This is a genomic window from Leuconostoc mesenteroides subsp. mesenteroides, from assembly GCA_009676745.1.
Taxonomy (GTDB): Bacteria; Bacillota; Bacilli; order Lactobacillales; family Lactobacillaceae; genus Leuconostoc; species Leuconostoc koreense.
Genome location: CP046062.1, coordinates 1,423,159 through 1,443,405, shown reverse-complemented (window position 1 = coordinate 1,443,405; position 20,247 = coordinate 1,423,159). Strand labels below are relative to the sequence as shown.

Sequence of the window (20,247 nt, the reverse complement as noted above, 5' to 3'; positions counted from 1 at the left end):
AATGTAAAGTTTCATTGTGAATTATTCGTACTGTGTTTGATTGATTTTTGACCCAAACTCTAAACTAAGATACTACATGTGAGTCTAATGCGGTATCGTCATCAACGTAGCATTCCATTAATGAGAAAAATACGCTCTCATAGCAATCGATGTGTCTGTTTGATGATGATTCATGAGTGCATACGGTGAACCTTCAAAAAGCACTTTCCCACCATCATAACCAGCTCCTGGACCCATATCAATTACCCAGTCGGCTTGTCCAATAAAACGCAAGTTGTGCTCCACCACAATAATAGTAACTTGGCGTTTCACAATAAGTTTTTTGAGTAAATTAATGATCTGTTGAATATTTGATTCATGTAAACCGCTTGTTGGTTCGTCAAGTACAATGGTATTACTTGTGTTTTCCAGTAAATTTTTTGCTAATTTGAGTCGTTGTAATTCCCCGCCTGAAAGCGTATTTAGTGTTTGACCTATGTGTATATAGGAAAGCCCACATTCTTGAAGTATTGCGGTTACATTACAAAATTCAGGGAAAACGCTGGAAAATTTATCTACAGAAAAATTCAACACTTCGTGCATATTATATCCCTTCACTCTCAAAGATAAAGTCTCCTCTGAATAACGGGTGCCATGGCAAGCCTCGCAAACCGAAATTTCGTCACCCAAATAAGCCAAATCTAATTTCACAAATCCTAGACCTTTGCATACTGGGCAAGCTCCTTTGCCATTATACGAAAACAGTGATTGAGAAGAACCAGTGATTTTTGAAAATAATTTTCTTAATTGATCAAATTTGTCTAAATAAGTTAAAATATTTGACCTACTGCTTGTATGAATTGGTTTTTGATCTAATACTGTGACAGCATCCTGTGATTTAATAAAAGCATGTAACAATGAACTTTTACCTGAACCAGCTGGTCCAGATACCACTGTAAGTGCTTTTTGAGGTATGTCTACACTCACATCAACCAAGTTATGAATATTTAAATGACGTAAGCTAACAAAATTTTTTTTCAGTAAACTTTGATTATTTACCAACCCTGGATTACTAAGACTTTTTCCGGTTATTGTGTCACTAGTAAGTAGTTCTTGATAGGTACCCGTGAATGTCAGATATCCACCATTTTCACCAGCCTCTTCACCTAAATTAATAATATTGTCTGCCTTTTTGATAACATCTGGGTCGTGATCAACAATGACAACTGTATTACCCTTCTGAGCAAGTAATTTAAAAATCTCGTTAATACCAATTAGATCATGTGGATGTAATCCGACACTTGGTTCATCAAATATGTATAATACGCCTGACAAAGCGCTATTGAGATGATTAGCCAGTTTGATTCTTTGTCCTTCGCCACCAGACAGTGTACTCGTACGGCGATCTAGGCTTAAATAGGAAAGTCCAACCGCTATTAAATTATCAATTTTTAAATTCAAATCTTTTAGCACAGACTGGATATCCCTATCAATGATTTTTCCCAACCATTTTTTAAGATCAACAAGAGACAGCGCACTACATTCGGCAATTGTTTTACCATTAAGAATAGCTGTACGAGCCGCTTCATTAAGTCTCGTGCCACCACATGTCGGACAACTAATTGTTTGAGTAATGGTATCAATTTCTTTACTATATTTACCATCTTCTTGGTGAAAAAATGCTTTTTTTATACGTGGTATGAGGCCTAGATATTTGGCTGTTTTGTGCCATAATTTAGTAGGGTGGTCGGGCTTTTGTTCTTCTCCATATAAAAATAATTGCAACGTATCTCTTGACCAATCTTTCAACGGTAGGTCATTATCAAAAAAACCAGATTCAGTATAGCGTGTCAAACGCCAGCCACCAGGTTGAAACGTTGGAAACTGAATAGTTCCTTCATTTAAAGATAAATTGGTATTCAAAAGTTTATCCTTATCAATTTCTTGAATATAACCCAATCCTTGGCAATCACGACACATGCCGGATGAATTATTAAATGAATAAGCCATTGAATATCCGATAAATGGTTGTGCCTTTCTAGAAAATAATAAGCGCAGTGCTGTATAAATTTCTGTGAAGGTACCAACAGTAGACCGTGCATTGCCACTAATATTTTTTTGATCAACAACAACGGAGAAAGGCAAATTTTTAATCGTGTCAACGTTTGGTTTATCATATTTTGGGAGTAGTTGTTGAATATAAGCACTATAATTTTTGTTTATTTCTCTTTGGCTTTCTGATGCTAGTGTATCAAATACTAATGATGACTTCCCTGATCCAGAGACACCAGTTATCACCGTTACCTGATTAATTGGAATCTCAACATCTATATTTTTTAAATTATTCGTTTGAGCACCTTTAACAATAATGTTATTTTGTGTCATTACTTAACCTTCTTTCTCTGAGTTCGGATACAAATTTTTGAGACAACTGTGCGAATAATTGTTGTTCTTCACTTGTCAAACTGGCTTGAGCGTCAACAAGTAATTCATTGTGTCTATTATCGGTTTCTGTCAGAAAATTTTGACCCTTTTCCGTTAATTCCGTAATCATTTCACGTCTATCGGTTTGATCGGGCTTTTGACTAATGTAGCCTAAAGTATGCAATCCAGCCAAATTTTTAGAAAGTTTCGATTTGGATATACCCAAATGCTTGCTAAGTTCTTTTGGCAAGTAAGCTTTTGTTCGCAAAAGGCTTAGAACATCATATTGTAACCAACTTACTGCTTCAGGGTTCACTAGGTTCCTTTCAGCCACTAATTCACACTGTAACTCTGAGAGTATTTTTTTTAATTTGTTATCCATAATAATCCTTTCAAAAAGCATATAGTTTCTATATAGAAACTATATGCTTTTTGAAATTATAAATCAAGTTGTCAATTCACTTATTTTTTGCAGTATAAAAGCTGATATACCAGACTGTGAAGTTAAATCGAACACTTGGATAATGAGTCGACATCAATTTTTAGTGGTAATTAGTCTAAAATGTAGACGTTTGTGAATTAAAAGATTTCACAAACAAAACAGGCTTTAGAAAGTTAATCATTCTACTCAATTTATACACCACTCTAATTGTTCTGGTTTTAACTATATTTTTATAGGTACCTTATTTCCTCTTTTCCTAGCAAATTAAAAAATCTATTGTTATTTACTCACAACAGATCTCAATTAAAATATTATTCAAAATAAAACAATTTTTCAATTGTGGTATCGAGTTCTTTAGCAATATTGACAGCTAATTCTAGCGACGGATTGTACTTCGCATTTTCTAATCGCATAATTGTTTCCCGACGAACACCTACTAGATTTGCTAAATCTTCTTGTGTTAAGTCTTTAATGGTTCTATATGTTTTTATATTTGTCTTTACTAGGGCCATAGTTAATTATCTCTATCATATTTATATGTCAAGTATGCCCACAAATTTGTACCTAATGCAAATGTTATACCAATTATAAACAGTTCTAATTTATATAACAAGAAGTAACTTAAATCAAACAAACTCAAAATGATTGTAGCAATGAAAAGCAACATCATGGCTATTTTAAAAGCATCAAGACCCGCTTTTAAACGATTTTTAATAAGTCGCTCATCATCTTGCGATCCAAGCTTATACCACCAAAAATTTTGAAAACCGCTAAACAAAGCGAACAAAAGGAAATATTGCGGATAACTATATAAACCTACAAAACCAGAAAATCCTATAAAACCCAATATCCAACTGAATCGTGTTATTTTTTTGACATAATTTATTCCTCCGTTAATGAGATATATTTATCTCTTTGTGATATAAATATATCTCATTTAGAATAGCATGTCAATAATATTGTGGTTTTAATGGTTTCAAACCGAAATTTTTTGTTTTAAACGGCTTCATACCGGTATTTGTTTCCTATATTGGGTTGACGCTTGCAACATTTTTACCTTTTTAAACCTCCTCTACTGGTGTTGATTACTTGATATGTGACAATTGTTTCAAAAGATCCTCAATGTCTTTCGTACGATTAATATCGTGTGCCTGCAACACAAAACATAAATTCTTGAGTAGTTCAGCGAAATAAGGTGGTAAGCATTGGACTAACAGCAAAGTTAAACACAGATACTAAACGTTCAACCTCTAGTGTGGTATTTGATTTCTTTTTATCTTCCCTACTTAAAAACCAACTAATATAATTTGAATACTTATTGTCGACTTGTTCAATGATTTTGTTCATTTGACAAACTTTCCTATTGATGTTAAATTCTTAGGTAAGTTAAAATATCGATGATTTAAAAAACATCTGTGATAGCCCTACATAAGTGGCATAGATTGGACATTGTCAATGCGATGCCCTCTTTTTTATGCACTTTTTTCAAAAAATTAGAGAGGTATGTATTCTTATGACGTCGCTTCAAAAACGAGGTTTGACATTACTTGTTGGTTCACAACTTTTAATCATGTTAGGAATCGGATTAATCATTCCTGTGGAGCCATATATTAAAGAAGATATGGGACTCACTGCCACAGATATGGGAGTCATGGCAGCATTATTTGCTGCTGTGCAATTCATAGCCTCGCCTATCATTGGCCGCCTGTCAGACAAATTTGCTCGTGTTCCCTTAATCGCTATTGGATTGTTACTTTTCTCTATTTCTGAGGGACTATTTGCTTTAGGAATAGGGCATGCTCTTTGGCATTTAAATGTGGCACGAGCTTTGGGTGGCCTAGCTGCTGCATTGTCTATCCCTTCTATTACTGCATTAGCATCCGACATGACTACCAGTTCAAATCGTGCCAAGGTTATTGGTTGGTTATCAGCCGCCTTTAGTGGTGGAATTATTTTAGGCCCTGGCGTGGGAGGGGTTTTAGCGAATATTGACCATAAATTACCTTTTTTTGGATCTGCTATTTTAGGAGCTATTTCTTTTCTAATTTTTATTATCTTCATGCCGAAAGAAAATCAATTACGCAATAAACAAATAGATACTGTCTCTAACCATACAAAAACTCCAAAAAATAATTTTTGGAGTTTAGCTTTAGTTATGTTGCTCACTATGATTTTAGTTTCTTCCTTTGGACTAGCAGCTTTTGAAAATATGTTTAGTCTATATTTTCATGACGTGCGCGGATTTAATCTTAACGAGATAGCATTTTTTCTAATTGTTAATGGGTTTTTATCGCTTATTTTCCAAGTTGTTTTCTTCGATAAGCTGGTACAATTGATGGGCGAATTAATGATTATAAGGCTCAGCTTTCTTTTAGGGTTTATTTCAATTATTTGGATTTTAGTTGCACAACAAAAGTGGGAAGTATTCGTTGCAACATTGATAGTTTTCGTTGGATTTGATATTTTACGTCCTGCGATAACAACGCTTTTATCTCATATTAGCAATTCTCAACAAGGATTTATTAATGGACTAAATATGTCTTTAACTAGTGTAGGAAATATTTTTGGACCCATTCTCGGGGGCATTCTGTTAGATCTTAATAGTAATTTGCCTTATATATTTGTTGCTATAATCTTAGCTCTAGCTACATTTCTTACTTTTACAATTAGGTTTAAAATTATTCATGACTATACTGATTAGTATTAACATAATCTTTGCTATACAAAATAACACAATATCAATGTTTAAAAGCACATCACGTAAGTATGTGCTTTTTGTTTCTATTTCTCTTAATTAATAATTTAAACTGATACTGATTTCTTTTCTACATATTTAAATAGATAACAAGCCAAAGCACAATTAGATGTACCTGTTGCTGATTCTTCATCGATATCATAAAGAGGTGCAAAATTTCTACAAATCGTAGTAATTTTGCTCTCACTTGCTTCAAGTGAGAATGCATGAACACCAACTACATTTTGCTCTTTACTTAAGGCAGCCATAACTTTGAAATCAGGTTTTGAGTCAATTGAGTCTATATCTAAACATTTATTAAATGAATCTGATGTAAGCTCCTTGGAATAAGTAGGTACATTTTGTTCCATAAATACCCTGCCGTCAGTGTCAACTTTCATAGATAAAATACCCGACTTTGTTTCTATTGTATAGTCACTTTTAGATAGTTTATTTGTCAAGTTCAGAAAAGCGAATGTTGCAATGGTAGCATGTCCACAAAGTGGTACTTCTTCCGTAGGTGTGAAATACTCTAAACGAAAGTCTGCTGACCTTGATTCAGTTATAAAAGCCGTTTCGGCATATCCTAATTCTTTGGCAATTGCCATTTTTTGAGCAGAAGTTAAATCAGGTCTATCGAAAACAAGCCCAGCTTTATTGCCGCCAGCATTGTTCTTACTAAAAGCACTTACAACATATACATCGACCACTATTATTTGTTTCCATTCATCATGATTTCAATCGTCACTTTGTTCAGATTAGTATACAGAATTCTTTAAAAAATTACCAATCGTTTCTTCATTTTACTTTTCTCTCCAAAATAAAAACACTCACAAACAATACGAGTGTATATCATTTCGCATTACTATTTCAAATGTTTATCTTAAATGTCTGTAAATGCTATTCAATTACTGAAATCTTTTTTAACACTGATTTTGGGATTTTACTTTGTTTAATTCCATTCGGACCATATACAACTCTGGTATTCGATACCTCCGCTTCTAAAAATTCCCCTGGCTTAAATGGTGTCACATTTTCTCCAGAGAGTTCAAAAGCGATGCTTTTTTTAGTACCTTCAGTGGTCACAAATTCAAAATGGTACTGATAACTGTAAGACCCTTTAATTACCTTGCCACTGTCATCTTTTGTTTCTTCACGATCAGGAACCTTTAATGGAGCCTTTGTATACGCCTTTGATGTCTGGTAAGTGTTGTTATAATAATTACCTGCCTGTATTGCTAGACCAATCACTAAACTTAATGTCAATACGCCTGCAATGATTAAACTAATCTTTTTCATGTTATATTTCCTCAAGTGTGTTAATCGATAAAAACTGGTAATGCATTAATAATCACAATGATCAACATAAAAGCTATATGAAACCGTTTATGATTAGAAAGAATAGCTATATATTCCCGAATTAAAGCGTTAGGCAAAAAATATTTACTTGTTTTAGAACCTATACCCTCAATGTTTAAGCCAACTAAATGTGCAAACCCAGCTGCTCTAAACACATGGTAATCATTTGTTGCAAAAATTCCTTTTTGTAAATCAAATCCATTTTCTTCAACAATTTGTTTAGAAAAAAGCATATTTTGATAGGTATTTTTTGACTGATTTTCTACTAGAATATCAGATTCTGGTACCCCTTGATTAATTGCATAAGCTCTCATAGCTTCCGCTTCCGGCAATAATTCATCTCGACCTTGACCACCAGACATAATCAGTTTCATAGGCACTTTATTCTTCTGGAATTGTCGTTTTTTAAAGTTGGCAGCTACCATAATTCTTGAGCCTAGCAATGGTGAAACTGTATCGCCATTGATTAACCCAGAGCCCAAAATAATAGCATATTCCTTATTAAACTTTGGACGAACTATTTTTGTAATCATATAAGATGCGAGAAACGTCAAAACCCAAAAAAGTAAATAATTTTGAAAACTATATGAAACATTTTCAATAAAATCAATAATTTTATTGTTTGGAATATATCGGTTCAAAATTCTAAAGACAACTGGAATTATTAGCAGTAAAATACCAATAATTAAAGTTAACATATTGCCAATTGAGTGACTTTCACGTCGCCAAACTATGATACCATTCCAGATAAATAGGAATGCGCTTAAAAATGTCAATAAAAAAACGGGTATAAAAACCAATACCAGAATGGCTAAATAGACATAAGTTAACACTTTGTTATTGATCTGGATAACAATCATGGATAGTGAGACAAAATAACTAACAATAGTTGCAATGGTTGCCATACCACATAAAAGCCTATAACGGTTTTTCTTGATTAAAAGAAAAGTTATTGTCGACATCACAATTGATATCACAATAAAAAATATTGAGTAGCTGAGATAATAATCAAAAATATTTCCCATAGTAAATAAATCTCTCCTCTCTTGCTTATCTTCAATTGTAGCATGAAAGAGGTTTTTACCAAGAATCATATCCTAGTGTTCATAATTTTATAGTTTTTCTGATGATAAAAGCTTTAATCAGTATTTTTACTACTGATTATTTTATAATTTACTAATTACATGTAAACTCTTAAGGGCTCTTTGAATAATAATAATAAGGTCTTTACATTAGTAATTATCATAGCCACACGTTGTGATTGAACCATACCCTTTATTACAATTAGCTTATGACCTCGACCCAAGTTAATACTATTTGGATCAATCATCAACAACCTCCAAACGGTTATTTATAATATTTACTTTCTTACCCAGTAATATGCCACTGTGACCTTCTTTGAAATTAGTCAAAAAGTTTAATACTTCGGTGACTTTTGGCATCGTCATACCTTGCACTCCTTTTCTTATGGCGGAATCCGAGATATTGTCTCGCCTTAAAACGACGTAGGGTTTGACACCTGTTTCATCGTAAATGTCATGAAGCAACATTCCTCCCTTGTCTGTACCGAGAAGACCGTGCAATCTCATATGTGGATGTTTTTGCCGAATAGTTTTGATAATAGCGTAAAAGCCATCATCTTGATAAAGTTGTGGTTCAAACAAGATTTCTACTTTTTTCGCTATACCAGCCTCTTCAATCGCCGTTTTTAGCATATATACGCGATTTTCAGCTTCGTAAAAAACTTTGCCAGTAGGAAAAAAATTAACTAATGGGTCAGCTGATGCAGACTTTTCATAATAGCGCTTACCCGCTTCCTCTTTAACAATTTCAATCATACCTTTATCTAAAAGATATTGATGCATTTTTGGAATAACGGTCGGATGAATATATACCTTATCCAACTGACGTTCATTTATAAATTGTTTTAATATGGCAATATACGATTTGTGCACAGGATTAAATGTACCAAGAAATAAACCGACACCACCTTTAGAAGGTATGAGGCCCCAAATGTCTGTTATTAAACTTATAAATATGCCAATAGTACCAAGTAATAGTCCCAATATGATAAAAATTATCTGGATTTTTGTATAGCCTATTGCAGCTAATGCACTAATAATCACATTAAAACTTAAAGCAAAAAAATATTAGCAAATCGATTACCTTTAGCATGGTTGCTCATCATGATGGCAAGATATTGTAAACCTTGTGAAGCTAAAGAAGTTAAACATACTGCGCCTACTAAACCACCAACCATTCGTAAATCAGTCTCATCGATGACATGCCCTTTGATAAGCAGTCCAAGAGCAAAAAGATTATAAAGACTTTGCCACACAAATTTAGTAAACTTACTAGCAAACATCGAGGCAGTCAGTTTGAACGTTTGTTGTTCCAAATAGGTACTAACAAATGTAAATATAGGTAAAAATAGCGCTGTAAATATGCTAGTGCCGATTAAATAACGATTAGTGTACTGACTCGTTGGAATCGCATAAGCCAAATACATGATAACTCCCATACTAAGTGCAATTCTCAAAAAAATGCTGTGTAATAATTTCATAAAAAATCTCCAATTTCAATCTTTGTTATTCGTCGGCTTGCGACTAAAACAATCAAACTACTTTCAAAAATCAACAATGCAATAATGAATAGATTATATGATAATGGTAATTGTACGTTGAGTTTTGTTAGTCCACCTAAGCTCACTAATTTGTTTAATAAGGTAGACCCAATAAGTTTATTAAGCATAAGGCTCAGAACAATACCTAAAGTCAATGCAAATCCTGCTCTGAGTAAATACTGACTCCTTAATTCCTTGTTGGTGAAGCCTAACATTTTTTTCAACGCTAATTGACGTTTTTCTGTTTCAATCGTCAGATAACTGACAAGATAAACAAACAAACCAGAAACAATAAGTGTTAGCAATAAAATGACATTAGCCAACACTTCTACTGCACGTTGAACACTCGTAGTTAAATTTTGTGTGCTTGCGCTTGTATCAATCAACTGTACATTACCATGTGAAAAACGATTTAGTAATTTATCTTTGTTAGTTGTATTTTTTAAATTAATATAGGTTGATGTTATTGGTAAGCTTGTATCGATCAACCCGTAGGCTTCTTGTCCTAAGTTGTTAATTGTTTGATACGTACCAACGATTGTCAGCTGTTTATTATTAACGGTTGCCGTTTTGACGCGAACAGTTTGACCAATACTGAGATGTAATGTTTTCATGAGACTATTTGATATCAATAGATCATTTGGTTGTTTAGGCTGGTGTCCTGCTAATAACTTTATTTCATGCGGTATTTGACTATATCGATGTACTGGTACGGCTTCATCTTTGAGAAGAATTTTAGTTTCTTGGTTATAACCACTGGATTTAATTGGTGTTACCGTACTTATATTTTTTAATACTTCATTTCGCACGCTATTGTTTGGCGTGCGCATCATCAAATCAACAGTCGGCAAACCCAATAAATCATTAGTTTTTCCTTTAAACCCTTGATTGAGCGTCATAATCATTAAACTCAAAAACACAAATAAGCTAATCACTAAAGTGAAAGTCATATAATGACCAACTTTTTGTCTATAGTCTTTAAATGCTAAAACTATTTGTAGTGGCATACTACTTTTAGTCAAACTTAAATGGCCCCTACTACTTGGTGCATTTTTACTCTGACCACCTTGAAAAGCTGCTGTCGGTGAAATTGATTTAATTGGTTTGAGTGATAATAAAATAATCGCTATTGAGAATCCCATCATAATCATTGCAATGACTAATACAACGGCAATATTAATCGACACATGCTGTGCATGCGTCAGACCATTTAACTGCCAGAAAAACCTGAATACAAGATTGCTAGTCCAAAAACTAACCAACGTAGCGACAACTAGCCCAACAAGATTACTGCCTAAATAAGACAAAATATATGCCAAGTTAACTTGCTGATTAGTTACCCCGAGCGTCTTGAATGTTGCAATCTTCTGACGATCTTTTTCAATGCCTGATAGTAAGGCAAAGCGCATAACAAATAAACAAATCCCAAATAAAAACATTGCTACTAAAATAATGACGAGGGCTACAATTGTTGGTAACATTGTATAAGCTTTTTGAATATAATTTTTATTATAGATAATATCCGTTTGTAATCGGTCCTGATAATCTGATAATACCGCATTACTGTTTTTAGTCGTTTTCAGAACATTGACATACGTCAATTGACTTTTCTGTTGTCCCTTTTGTTGCTGTAAAGTTTGTAAAGTCTCTTGAGATACAATCCCTTGCTTATATTTGAACAATGGACTGCCGAGTAAATAATCATCATAAAAGCCTTGTACCATTAGCCGTTGTTGTCCAATATAAAAAATGTCACCAACTTTAAAAGCACCATTTGATTTGAGATAGGAAGATAATATTATTTTATGCTTATCCGGCGTTTTTAAATGAATATTTGTGCTCTTATTCGAAATAAATAACGCAACATTTTCGTTATTTTTGTCCATGACTTGTGATACGATGCCTGCATTAGACACAACGCCTTTAACGTTTGTAAGTTTTTTTAGATTAGCTGTTATATCATGATCATTGTCTACTTTGACGATTACATCAGGTAATTTATCTCTACGATAAACTGATTGATATTGAGAAATATTAGCACGATAAGCAGTTATTATGGTCATACTTGTCAGCGCCGACAGAAAAATTAATAAAGCAATAGTTATCATAAAGGTTTTCTGCCCTAAAATGAGTGATTTGATGATTTTCCGCATATTACCACCCCATTTCTTCTAACCAAGAGGTAATTTCTGTTCGTCTTGTTTCAATTTGATCGTTATCATAAGGGGAAAATTTTCTATCTCCGAAAATCTTCCCATCTTTAATAAACAAAATACGATCGGCACGAAGGGCAGCTTTTAAATCATGGGTAACCATGACGATTGTTTGGCCATTCTGATTGTTTAACGTCAGACTATCAAGTACCTCGGTACCAGCGGTTGAATCTAGGGCGCCTGTTGGTTCATCAGCAAACAGCAGCTTAGGTTGATTAATTAAACTTCTAGCAATAGCAACACGCTGCTTTTGACCACCAGATAAGTGCGTAATGGCTTGATCTATTTGATCACTAAGCCTTAAGCTAGTAAGTAACTGCCGCGCACACTTGACCACTTGTTGCTTAGACTTTGAGTGAAGCAGGAATCCTGGCAGACAAACATTTTCTAAAACACTTAGATGATCAATCAAGTTAAATGATTGAAAAATAAACCCAATCTCTTTTTTTCTAAATTGTGATAGTTTTTTATCCGTAAATTGCGTTAAATCTTGTTGATTGAAAAGCACTTTGCCGTTAGTTGGCTTATCCATGGTCGAAATATTTTGTAATAATGTTGATTTTCCCGCAACTGATGGTCCCATAATAACAGTGAAATCTGACTCGAAAATATCTATATTCACATTTTCTAAAATTTTGTGATTGTCATAGTGTTTAGACAACTGCTGTACTGTAATGATACTGTTGTTTGGCATTTGCTTATTATCTCCCTTGTGATATATTTAATATGATAAACAATTATTAACTCTCCACAAGAAGGGAAAAAAAGTATACTATGTCAACAGCTAATTGTCCTGTACAATCCACGATTAATATCGTTAAGGGAAAATTCACCGTTGAGATTTTACAGGCTATTCACGACGGGCATAATCACTACGGTATGATGAAACAGCGTATTCCTGATATTAATCCAAGAATTTTAGCAACGAGAATAAAAGATCTCGAATCAAACGGCCTTATTACAAGAGAACGCTTATCGACTAATCCGCCACAAATTGCCTATCATTTTACGGATAAGGCATTACGTTTATTCAAACTTGTTCCCGAAATTACAAAATGGTATGGGGAGCATTAACGATGAAATTAATTGTTTTAGAAAAAATAAAAGTCTAACGGACGAAATGAAGTGAACCCAATAACTGACTAAACAGTTTTTTATTCTGTTTAGCAAGTTATTGGGTTCTTTATGTCTAAATATTCAAAATTATTATTTCTCAAAACAATCATATGCTGAGATACCGTTAATTTTAGGCCTTGCCCAGCACCGCGATTTTAAACTGAATGTTGTTATTGTCGCATGACTAAGATTAAAATAGCTATCGTATCAAACAAAAACTCAATGGTCTGGCACCGGTTCAATATCGGAAACTTACCACTGAGTCTATTAGTTAATTTTTTCTAAACAATATTATTCTTAGGTATCAACTTTATCCACATTTTTTTTAAAATTGCAGCCCATTTTCTGGTAAAATGTAACGCCGTTTTAGATGCAGGTACTTTAATATTTTGATTGCTTTATCATGCTTATGGTCTTACTTAATATGACTAGGTACTCATACGAACCGTTAAGCCAGTGGCTTGATAAATTTGTTTCGCTAACGCTGGTATTTGTAATCGATAGTCATCATCAAGACGGCCAATTTGTTGTGAGCGTCTAGCTTGCCCAATTTTATGGTATTCAAAGAAGATATTAACTTTTTTGGCATATTGTTGGTACACGATACGTACTTCGTAAATCGTATTAGGTTGTTTGGTGAACAGTGTTTGAATAGTTGTAATTATGTCTTCAATTAGATTCATTTTTCTCTGATAACCGTCCTAATGTCTTCATAAGCGATAAACTGTTGATTGATATAGACGCCTATTGCTGTAAAACCATTGACTAAACCAGTTACATTAGGAATTAGATAGCCATCAGTCGTCTCAATATTTTGTTGTACAGTCACTATGTGGTAATTCACACAAGAGTGTTGTAAAATCTTTTGCACCTCATTTAGTGGTATTTTTGGTAATTTATGCGTTTTCTGATTGCGTTGAACGTCCTCTTTAACCAAAGATGAAGTGTGGTCAGATAAAAAGTAACCATTCCACTTGACTTTGCCACGTTCGCGATAATCATTTTGAAAATAGCGATTGATTATGGTACTGAAGTTTTCTTTATCGGCCATATTACCTTTCCATTTCCACCATGAATCGATATTATCAAGATGAGTACTGTCGAATAGCTGATTGATACTGTTTCAATAACTCTTTGGTGTATTGTTTTGGTTGATTAGAGTCTCTAACCTTCGCCCATAAAATTGAAGCGACTGTCATTCGTTCATGGTAAAATTTGGTAGCATCATCAGCCATAAATGTTTTGACAAAGTTATTCCATTGATATGTCTGTTCCTCAGTATTATTTGATAAATTTTTATCGGGGTGCTCGTAAACATCTATCAAGTCCTGGACTGTGGCTGTTTTGTCTTGTGTCGTTTCAATTGCTCGCATCTTAACAGCCATCGATTTTTTAAAACTAAATTGGCTTAGTCCATAATATAATTTAAAAAATGCTCGCGCTTCATTATTCAAACTAAAACCGGACGCTAATATATTTGTATTGGGTGTAATTGAACCGGCTTTTAGAGTGCCTTTACGACGTATTTTTCTGGTTACTTTAATGTTTGATACTGGTACACCAGAAAGTAATTTAATAATATAAGCTGTTAACTCAGCCTTTGTTCCAGTGGTTGGTAGACTATACTTTTTGCAAATTTGTTGCAGTTCCGTTTTGTACCAATAGTAGCTCTGAAAGTCTTTAATACGCATGTTTTTGTTAAAATCAGGTCGTGCCATGAGCAAATACCCTTTCTTTTAATCATAACTATTACCTCCATTATGTCCCCCCACAAGGGTAGCTCGATTAATAGCTGTTCCCCCATCCTCTTTGGACATAGCTCGCATCAAAGCAGTCGTGCCAAAACGTTGCCGAATTTCATCAACAACCTGGTCAATTTTATTTGTTTTAAGAAGATGTTCAGGTTGTTCAAAAAGATTAAGCTGTATACCAGTGTCATCAACTAAACCACCATAATCAATCCCAATGTGTCTAATTACTTCGCCATGCCAATGCTTTCTAAAAAGGTCAACCATAACAGCCATTAAGGTATTGGTATCATTGGTCGGACTAATCCGGCACTGTTTCCGAAAACCATGAGACCCTTGTTGCTCACTTTCGGTAAAAGAATAACCGATAAACAAACTAACTAAGCCTGTTTGTTTTTGGTGGGCACGAATTCTTGTAGCGACTTGATCAGCCATTTCACGAATGACAAGTTCAATTTCATCTTGTTGGCTATAATCACGTGGTAATACTTGCGAATTGCTATAAGACTTACTTTTTGGTTTAATGTTTTCAGCCAAATCAGAACGGTCAATACCCCAAGACAAAGCTAGTAATTGTTCACCCATTAATCCCAGTTTCGAACGAAAGACATATGGATCTTGATGCGCTAAATCATGCATCGAATGAATGCCCATCAAATTGAGCTTACGAGCAGTCCGTGAACCAATGCTCCAAATATCAGTGAGTTGTGTGATTGGCCACAATTTATTTGGTACGTCTTCATAATGCCAAATGCCCGTTAAATTCTTCGCATGTTTGGCTTCAATATCTAGTGCTAATTTAGCTAAGACTGGTGAATCACCAATACCAACAGTTAAATAGATGCCGGTTTCTGCCCGAACTTGTTGTTGTATTTTGAAAGCAACTTCTGCTGGTGTTTTACCAAATAACTGCCAAGAATGTGTCATATCAAGGATAGATTCATCAATGGAATATGGCAATAAGTGCGCGTCATCAGTGTATCGTCGATAGATATTATTAATACGTAAATTTTCTTGAATATAAAGATTCATTCTCGGATGAGCAATTACTAGGTCCGGACAAACAGGAATATCACGTTGTCGGGTTACATTAGTAATACCCAGTATTTTCTTAGCCATTGGTGAAGACGCTAACACTAAACCACCATTTGTATTTTCTTGTTCTGACATCACGACAAGCAATGCTTTTAATGGATTGTAGTTACGTTCCACACACTCAACACTGGCATAGAAACTTTTAGAGTCGATCATAAATATCACACGTCGTTCTTCATGTGTATAGTCATATTCAGTTTTTTGCAGGTCTACCATAGACTTTCTCCAAAACAAGTGTGTATAATTCATTATACGAACAAATGTTCTGTTTAGCAAGAGTAAAAATAGTGAAATAAGTTTATTATAATTTTTTGACTATTTTTATTAAATTGAGCGCAAATAAAAATACCTTAAACAACAGTTGTAAAGGTATTTTATAGTGTTTGAATTAAATGATTAGATTGGTAAACACCAAATAATTGGAAAAATTAAGTTAATTAGTAAATGCTTGATAAACAAATTACGTAACTCTCTTGATGATTTAGTTGAAACATCAACGCCAGTTTTGCGTATGCTTTGTTTATAGTGTAACTTTGTATAGGTTGTCACCCCTATAATATAAATCATGATAAGAATGACCATAATGATTATTTGCGTTTGATCAGTCATAAATGTCCCCCAAAATTAAGACGCGCAATTCATGTTAAATTACCATATTATCGAACAGATAACACTATTATAGTGTATAGACTTGAAAAGCAATTGGCAATGTTTAATTATCTCGGTATCGGTAGTGGTTTTCATAAATCAAAATACCTGATACAACTACTGCGATTAACATCCCGCAAAGTAATGCCAGTAAAATATGCTTTGGCATTGTAACCATAAAGAATAAACTGCCAATAGTAAATATAATCAAGAAATAAAATAATAGTTTTAAGTGTGACCTTTTTGGCTTATCTTCTATACTTGCAGTGACATTAACTGATAGCAGTGATAATGTCATTGTACCGACCATGAACGCAGTCCAAATCGGATTAATGGCACTAATTGCTTTGTCCATATTTTTAAAGCTTTGATAAATTAACATTAATATAATAACAGCATTCTCAACGAGAAAGGCTATTTTAAAATTTTTTATTAACTGTAGCTTTAAACGTTCATCAACGACTTTTTTCATTTTTAAAATCCCCCTGATTTAACCAAAAAACTTCGTCAAGCGTCTTATTCAGTCCATAACAAATTCTCAAGCATAGACTAATTGTTGGATTGTACTCACCTTTTTCAATTAAACTCATTGTTTGACGAGTAACGCCGACAGCATAGGAGAGATCTCTCTGAGATATTCCAGCTGCAACTCTAAATTTTTTGACATTATTTGTAAGCATCGTAAACATCCTTTTCAAGTAATGTATATATTACTTATGTAAATTATATATTACCTAATAGAAAAGTCAAGATAAGATACTAATTCATTGAATACTACTGCAAATTAATTTTTTTACTTTCAGTGTTAAACAAGGTATAAACTATGTTTTTTGTTCAAATACTGTCATAATAGACAAATGATTTTAATAGTGATCATATTTAGAAAATTTTTCTTATCTGAATATTAATTATGCATCTTTTTGAAAATTAGGGGATAATACTTCCATGCCACAAGATCCTAGCAATTTATTCAGACGTAATACATAGGTGACAGAGCATGTGATACAATAAATGGAATAAAATCTGATGTATAGAGGAAGTTCCAATGAAATCTTTAGAAATACTAGAAAAAATAGCAAACCAGAACAATATCGTCATATCTAAAGTGCATGAAGAGAAACAAAACAGTGATTATGAGGGACTAGTTTTGTCATTTGGTGAACACAGTGTACGCAGTCGTTTAGCAAAAAAAACGCCGACCAAAAAAGGATATTTTGTGGTGGCGTGGGAAAAAGATGGATTTAATCAAAACAAACCATTTGATAATGAAGATAGTCCTGCTCTATTGATGATTAGCATTATAGATCAAGCAAATACTGGTCTATTCATCTTTCCAAAGTCGATTCTAATAAAGCAAAAAATTCTCAATAGTGGCGTAATTAAAGGTAAAATGGCATTTAGAGTATATCCAAGTTGGGAAACCGATTTAAATAATACAGCCGTCAAAACACAATCCTGGCAGACACCTTATTTTATCGATTTATCTCTAAAAAAGAATAGTCAACAATTTAATTTACTTTTGAATCAACGATGAACATTATTATTACATGTATTGTCTTAATAACATTTTTTATATATAAAACAGTATATATTACATTTTCAACTAATATTTTTCCAAATATGGTTTAGTAATATGATCATTTGATAAGGAAAGTTGTGCAGGTGTGCCTTGGAAGACTAACTCACCGCCATTTTCTCCTCCTTCTGGACCAACTTCTATAAGCCAATCAACTTGCTTAAGAACCTCAATATTGTGTTCAACTACGATAACTGTACTGCCCTCATCCACAATACTATTAATCAGTTTTAACAAATTTTTAACGTCAAGCAAGTGTAAGCCATCAGTGGGTTCATCCAGTACATAAAGAGCACCTTTTTTATGTAAGTGGCTAGCAAGCTTTAATCGTTGGAGTTCTCCACCAGATAACGTTGTTAGTGATTGATTGAGTCTTAAATAACCTAAACCTACCTCTACTAATGTTGATAATTCATTTGCGAAATCTTCATGCAAAAAAAGATGATTACTTTCCTGAACTGTCATGTCTAAAATATCAACTATCGTATTACCTTGGTATGTGTATTTTAATACTTCAGGTTTATAGCGGTTACCATGGCAAACTTCGCAGGTAGTCACAATGTCATCCATAAACGACATCTCAGAAATAATGACACCCTTACCGTGGCAATGGGGACAAGCGCCTTTCGAATTGTAGCTAAATAGAGACGCACTGACTTGGTTTTTCTTAGCAAACAGTTGTCGAATTTGCGAAAAAATATTCATGTAAGTTAAAGGCGTTGAGCGCAAGTTAATGCCAATATTTTTTTGTGAGATTGATATGACCTCCAAATTAGCATCTTTTGCTGCTTCTTGAATAGCTTGAGATAAAGATGATTTTCCGGAGCCGGCAACACCACACAATGCGGTCAAAATACCGAGGGGAACCCTTGTAGACACCTTTTTTAAGTTATGTTCTTGCGCATCAACAACATTTAACCATTGCTGAGTCTGTCTAGTATTCTGAATGATTTGTGTTCGATTCATGAGAGCTACACTGGTTGGTGTTTTTTGCTCAAGAAAGTCTTTATAAGTACCAGAAAATTGAACTGTACCACCTTGTTCACCTGATTTTGGCCCAATATCAATTATATAGTCTGCGATAGCTATAATTTGCGGATTATGTTCCACTAGAATAATTGTATTTCCCTTGCGCTTTAAAGTTAAAAGTGCATTTGTAATACGCTCAATATCTTTAGGGTGAAGGCCAGCACTTGGTTCATCCAGTATATACATCACATCATTGAGTGCATTATTGATATATTTAGCAATTTTAACACGTTGTGCTTCACCACCAGACAGTGTTTCGGTTGCGCGTTCTAAAGTTAAATAGCCAAGACCGATATCTATTAATGCTTGCAGCCTTTTTTGTATCTCTATTTTGATGTCTTGACTCAGAGGTGAACTAACTTTTTGAATAAATTGATACAAATCAACTAGAGGCAATTTTACGATATCTGCTATGCTTTGACCATCTATTTTGCAAGACCTTACTCTTTCATTGACACGTGTTCCTTGACAATCAGGGCATTCTTGGGTCGTAACAAACATATTGAGTTGTTTAGCATGTCTTTTTCCAACATCGGCGTGCAAAATACTACGTTCTATTCTTGGTACAATACCTTCGTATAAAGCGGTTTTGGGCCATAAGTTAGTTGGATTTTTAAGCTTTTGTTGTGGCGCATAAAGCAGATTTGATAGTTCGTCATCTGTGTAATCTTTAATTTTTTTATTTAAATCAAACAAACCACTATAAGCATAACGTTTCCAACGCCAGGCATCATAGCCAAACGTAGGGAAATCAATAGGACTTTCATTTAGCGATTTGTCAAAGTCAATCAATTTATGAATATCAATAGTTGTTACAATGCCTAGGCCATCACATTTTGGACATTTGCCATCAGGATGATTGAATGAGAAGCTGTCTGAGTAGCCCACAAATGGGACACCAATTCGAGAAAAAAGTAATCTTAGAAAAGTATATAGTTCTGTATAAGTTCCTACAGTAGAACGAGAATTAGATGATAATTTTTTTTGTTCGATTGGTATAGCAATCGGCAGGTGATTAATTTTTTCTACACTTGGGCGACCGTACTTTGGTAACATTTTTTGTATATAACTAGAGAAAGTATCGTTCAATTCTCGTCTTGATTCGGCGGCTAAAGTGCCGAACACCAACGAAGATTTGCCAGAACCTGAAACACCTGTAACAACGGTTAATCGATGCTTAGGTATCTTAGTAGACACATTTTTTAAATTATTCTGTGTTGCGTTGACAATTTCTATCCAATTGTTATCCATTATTTTTTCC

The 20,247-nt window shown here is 33.9% G+C and carries 20 protein-coding genes and 1 pseudogene; 3 read left to right on the top strand and 18 right to left on the bottom strand.

The window, feature by feature from the left end:
* Positions 1-117: 117 nt before the first annotated feature.
* The 4 genes from GJV51_07145 to GJV51_07130 all read right to left on the bottom strand — a co-directional run bounded on the left by GJV51_07145 (position 118) and on the right by GJV51_07130 (position 3,752).
* The gene (locus tag GJV51_07145) at positions 118-2,364 is read right to left on the bottom strand and encodes an ATP-binding cassette domain-containing protein (GenBank protein QGM25762.1); all 2,247 of its coding nucleotides are present in this window, start codon (positions 2,362-2,364) and stop codon (positions 118-120) included.
* Complete coding sequence (locus tag GJV51_07140) at positions 2,351-2,785, bottom strand: winged helix DNA-binding protein (GenBank protein ID QGM25761.1); 435 nt, start codon at positions 2,783-2,785, stop codon at positions 2,351-2,353. Before GJV51_07140 ends, GJV51_07145 begins: the two co-directional genes overlap by 14 nt.
* A 371-nt stretch (positions 2,786-3,156) precedes the next feature.
* Entirely contained in the window at positions 3,157-3,357 is a 201-nt protein-coding gene (locus GJV51_07135) for a helix-turn-helix domain-containing protein (protein ID QGM25760.1), read from the bottom strand.
* A 2-nt stretch (positions 3,358-3,359) separates the two neighbouring features.
* Positions 3,360-3,752 carry a DUF3796 domain-containing protein gene (locus tag GJV51_07130; protein QGM25759.1) on the bottom strand — a complete coding sequence of 131 codons (393 nt, stop codon included), beginning with the start codon at positions 3,750-3,752 and terminating at the stop codon, positions 3,360-3,362.
* A 606-nt stretch (positions 3,753-4,358) separates the two neighbouring features.
* Between GJV51_07130 and GJV51_07125 the strand changes: the two genes are divergently transcribed.
* Complete coding sequence (locus GJV51_07125; GenBank protein ID QGM25758.1) at positions 4,359-5,546, top strand: MFS transporter; 1,188 nt, start codon at positions 4,359-4,361, stop codon at positions 5,544-5,546.
* A 101-nt stretch (positions 5,547-5,647) separates the two neighbouring features.
* On the opposite strand, the gene GJV51_07120 is transcribed toward GJV51_07125, so the two are convergent.
* The 6 genes and pseudogenes from GJV51_07120 to GJV51_07095 form a co-directional block, all read right to left on the bottom strand.
* On the bottom strand, positions 5,648-6,289 hold the full coding sequence (locus tag GJV51_07120) for a PhzF family phenazine biosynthesis isomerase (protein QGM25757.1): 642 nt from the start codon (positions 6,287-6,289) through the stop codon (positions 5,648-5,650).
* Between the two features lie 190 nt (positions 6,290-6,479).
* Positions 6,480-6,878: a DUF1093 domain-containing protein gene (locus GJV51_07115; GenBank protein ID QGM25756.1), complete on the bottom strand. Its 399-nt coding sequence runs from the start codon at positions 6,876-6,878 to the stop codon at positions 6,480-6,482.
* Between the two features lie 20 nt (positions 6,879-6,898).
* Positions 6,899-7,963 (bottom strand): YdcF family protein, encoded by a 1,065-nt coding sequence (locus GJV51_07110; GenBank protein ID QGM25755.1) that lies wholly within the window; start codon positions 7,961-7,963, stop codon positions 6,899-6,901.
* A 338-nt stretch (positions 7,964-8,301) separates the two neighbouring features.
* Positions 8,302-9,501: pseudogene (locus tag GJV51_07105) on the bottom strand (substrate-binding protein).
* Positions 9,498-11,714, bottom strand: a complete 2,217-nt coding sequence (locus GJV51_07100; protein ID QGM25754.1) for an FtsX-like permease family protein — start codon at positions 11,712-11,714, stop codon at positions 9,498-9,500. The pseudogene GJV51_07105 and the gene GJV51_07100 overlap by 4 nt, the downstream one beginning before the upstream one ends.
* Position 11,715: 1 nt before the next feature.
* Positions 11,716-12,468 carry an ATP-binding cassette domain-containing protein gene (locus GJV51_07095; protein ID QGM25753.1) on the bottom strand — a complete coding sequence of 251 codons (753 nt, stop codon included), beginning with the start codon at positions 12,466-12,468 and terminating at the stop codon, positions 11,716-11,718.
* Positions 12,469-12,548: 80 nt separating this feature from the next.
* Between GJV51_07095 and GJV51_07090 the strand changes: the two genes are divergently transcribed.
* Positions 12,549-12,848, top strand: a complete 300-nt coding sequence (locus GJV51_07090; GenBank protein QGM25752.1) for a transcriptional regulator — start codon at positions 12,549-12,551, stop codon at positions 12,846-12,848.
* Between the two features lie 470 nt (positions 12,849-13,318).
* On the opposite strand, the gene GJV51_07085 is transcribed toward GJV51_07090, so the two are convergent.
* From GJV51_07085 to GJV51_07055, 7 genes are all read right to left on the bottom strand, one after another.
* On the bottom strand, positions 13,319-13,573 hold the full coding sequence (locus GJV51_07085; protein QGM25751.1) for a hypothetical protein: 255 nt from the start codon (positions 13,571-13,573) through the stop codon (positions 13,319-13,321).
* Positions 13,570-13,941 (bottom strand): hypothetical protein, encoded by a 372-nt coding sequence (locus GJV51_07080; GenBank protein ID QGM25750.1) that lies wholly within the window; start codon positions 13,939-13,941, stop codon positions 13,570-13,572. The genes GJV51_07085 and GJV51_07080 overlap by 4 nt, the downstream gene beginning before the upstream one ends.
* A gap of 34 nt (positions 13,942-13,975) precedes the next feature.
* Complete coding sequence (locus GJV51_07075) at positions 13,976-14,608, bottom strand: hypothetical protein (protein QGM25749.1); 633 nt, start codon at positions 14,606-14,608, stop codon at positions 13,976-13,978.
* 18 nt (positions 14,609-14,626) lie between these two features.
* On the bottom strand, positions 14,627-15,949 hold the full coding sequence (locus GJV51_07070) for an excinuclease ABC subunit A (GenBank protein ID QGM25748.1): 1,323 nt from the start codon (positions 15,947-15,949) through the stop codon (positions 14,627-14,629).
* A gap of 180 nt (positions 15,950-16,129) precedes the next feature.
* Positions 16,130-16,342, bottom strand: a complete 213-nt coding sequence (locus GJV51_07065) for a hypothetical protein (GenBank protein QGM25747.1) — start codon at positions 16,340-16,342, stop codon at positions 16,130-16,132.
* Between the two features lie 103 nt (positions 16,343-16,445).
* Positions 16,446-16,853 (bottom strand): hypothetical protein, encoded by a 408-nt coding sequence (locus GJV51_07060; GenBank protein ID QGM25746.1) that lies wholly within the window; start codon positions 16,851-16,853, stop codon positions 16,446-16,448.
* Positions 16,837-17,061: a helix-turn-helix domain-containing protein gene (locus GJV51_07055; GenBank protein ID QGM25745.1), complete on the bottom strand. Its 225-nt coding sequence runs from the start codon at positions 17,059-17,061 to the stop codon at positions 16,837-16,839. The genes GJV51_07060 and GJV51_07055 overlap by 17 nt, the downstream gene beginning before the upstream one ends.
* 365 nt (positions 17,062-17,426) lie before the next feature.
* On the opposite strand from GJV51_07055, the gene GJV51_07050 reads away from it, so the two are divergent.
* A complete protein-coding gene (locus tag GJV51_07050; protein ID QGM25744.1) occupies positions 17,427-17,915 on the top strand; it encodes a MepB protein in 489 nt (162 codons plus the stop codon).
* A gap of 69 nt (positions 17,916-17,984) precedes the next feature.
* Here the strand turns inward: GJV51_07050 and GJV51_07045 are convergent, their stop codons facing one another.
* Positions 17,985-20,237, bottom strand: a complete 2,253-nt coding sequence (locus GJV51_07045; GenBank protein ID QGM25743.1) for an ATP-binding cassette domain-containing protein — start codon at positions 20,235-20,237, stop codon at positions 17,985-17,987.
* Positions 20,238-20,247 lie beyond the last annotated feature (10 nt).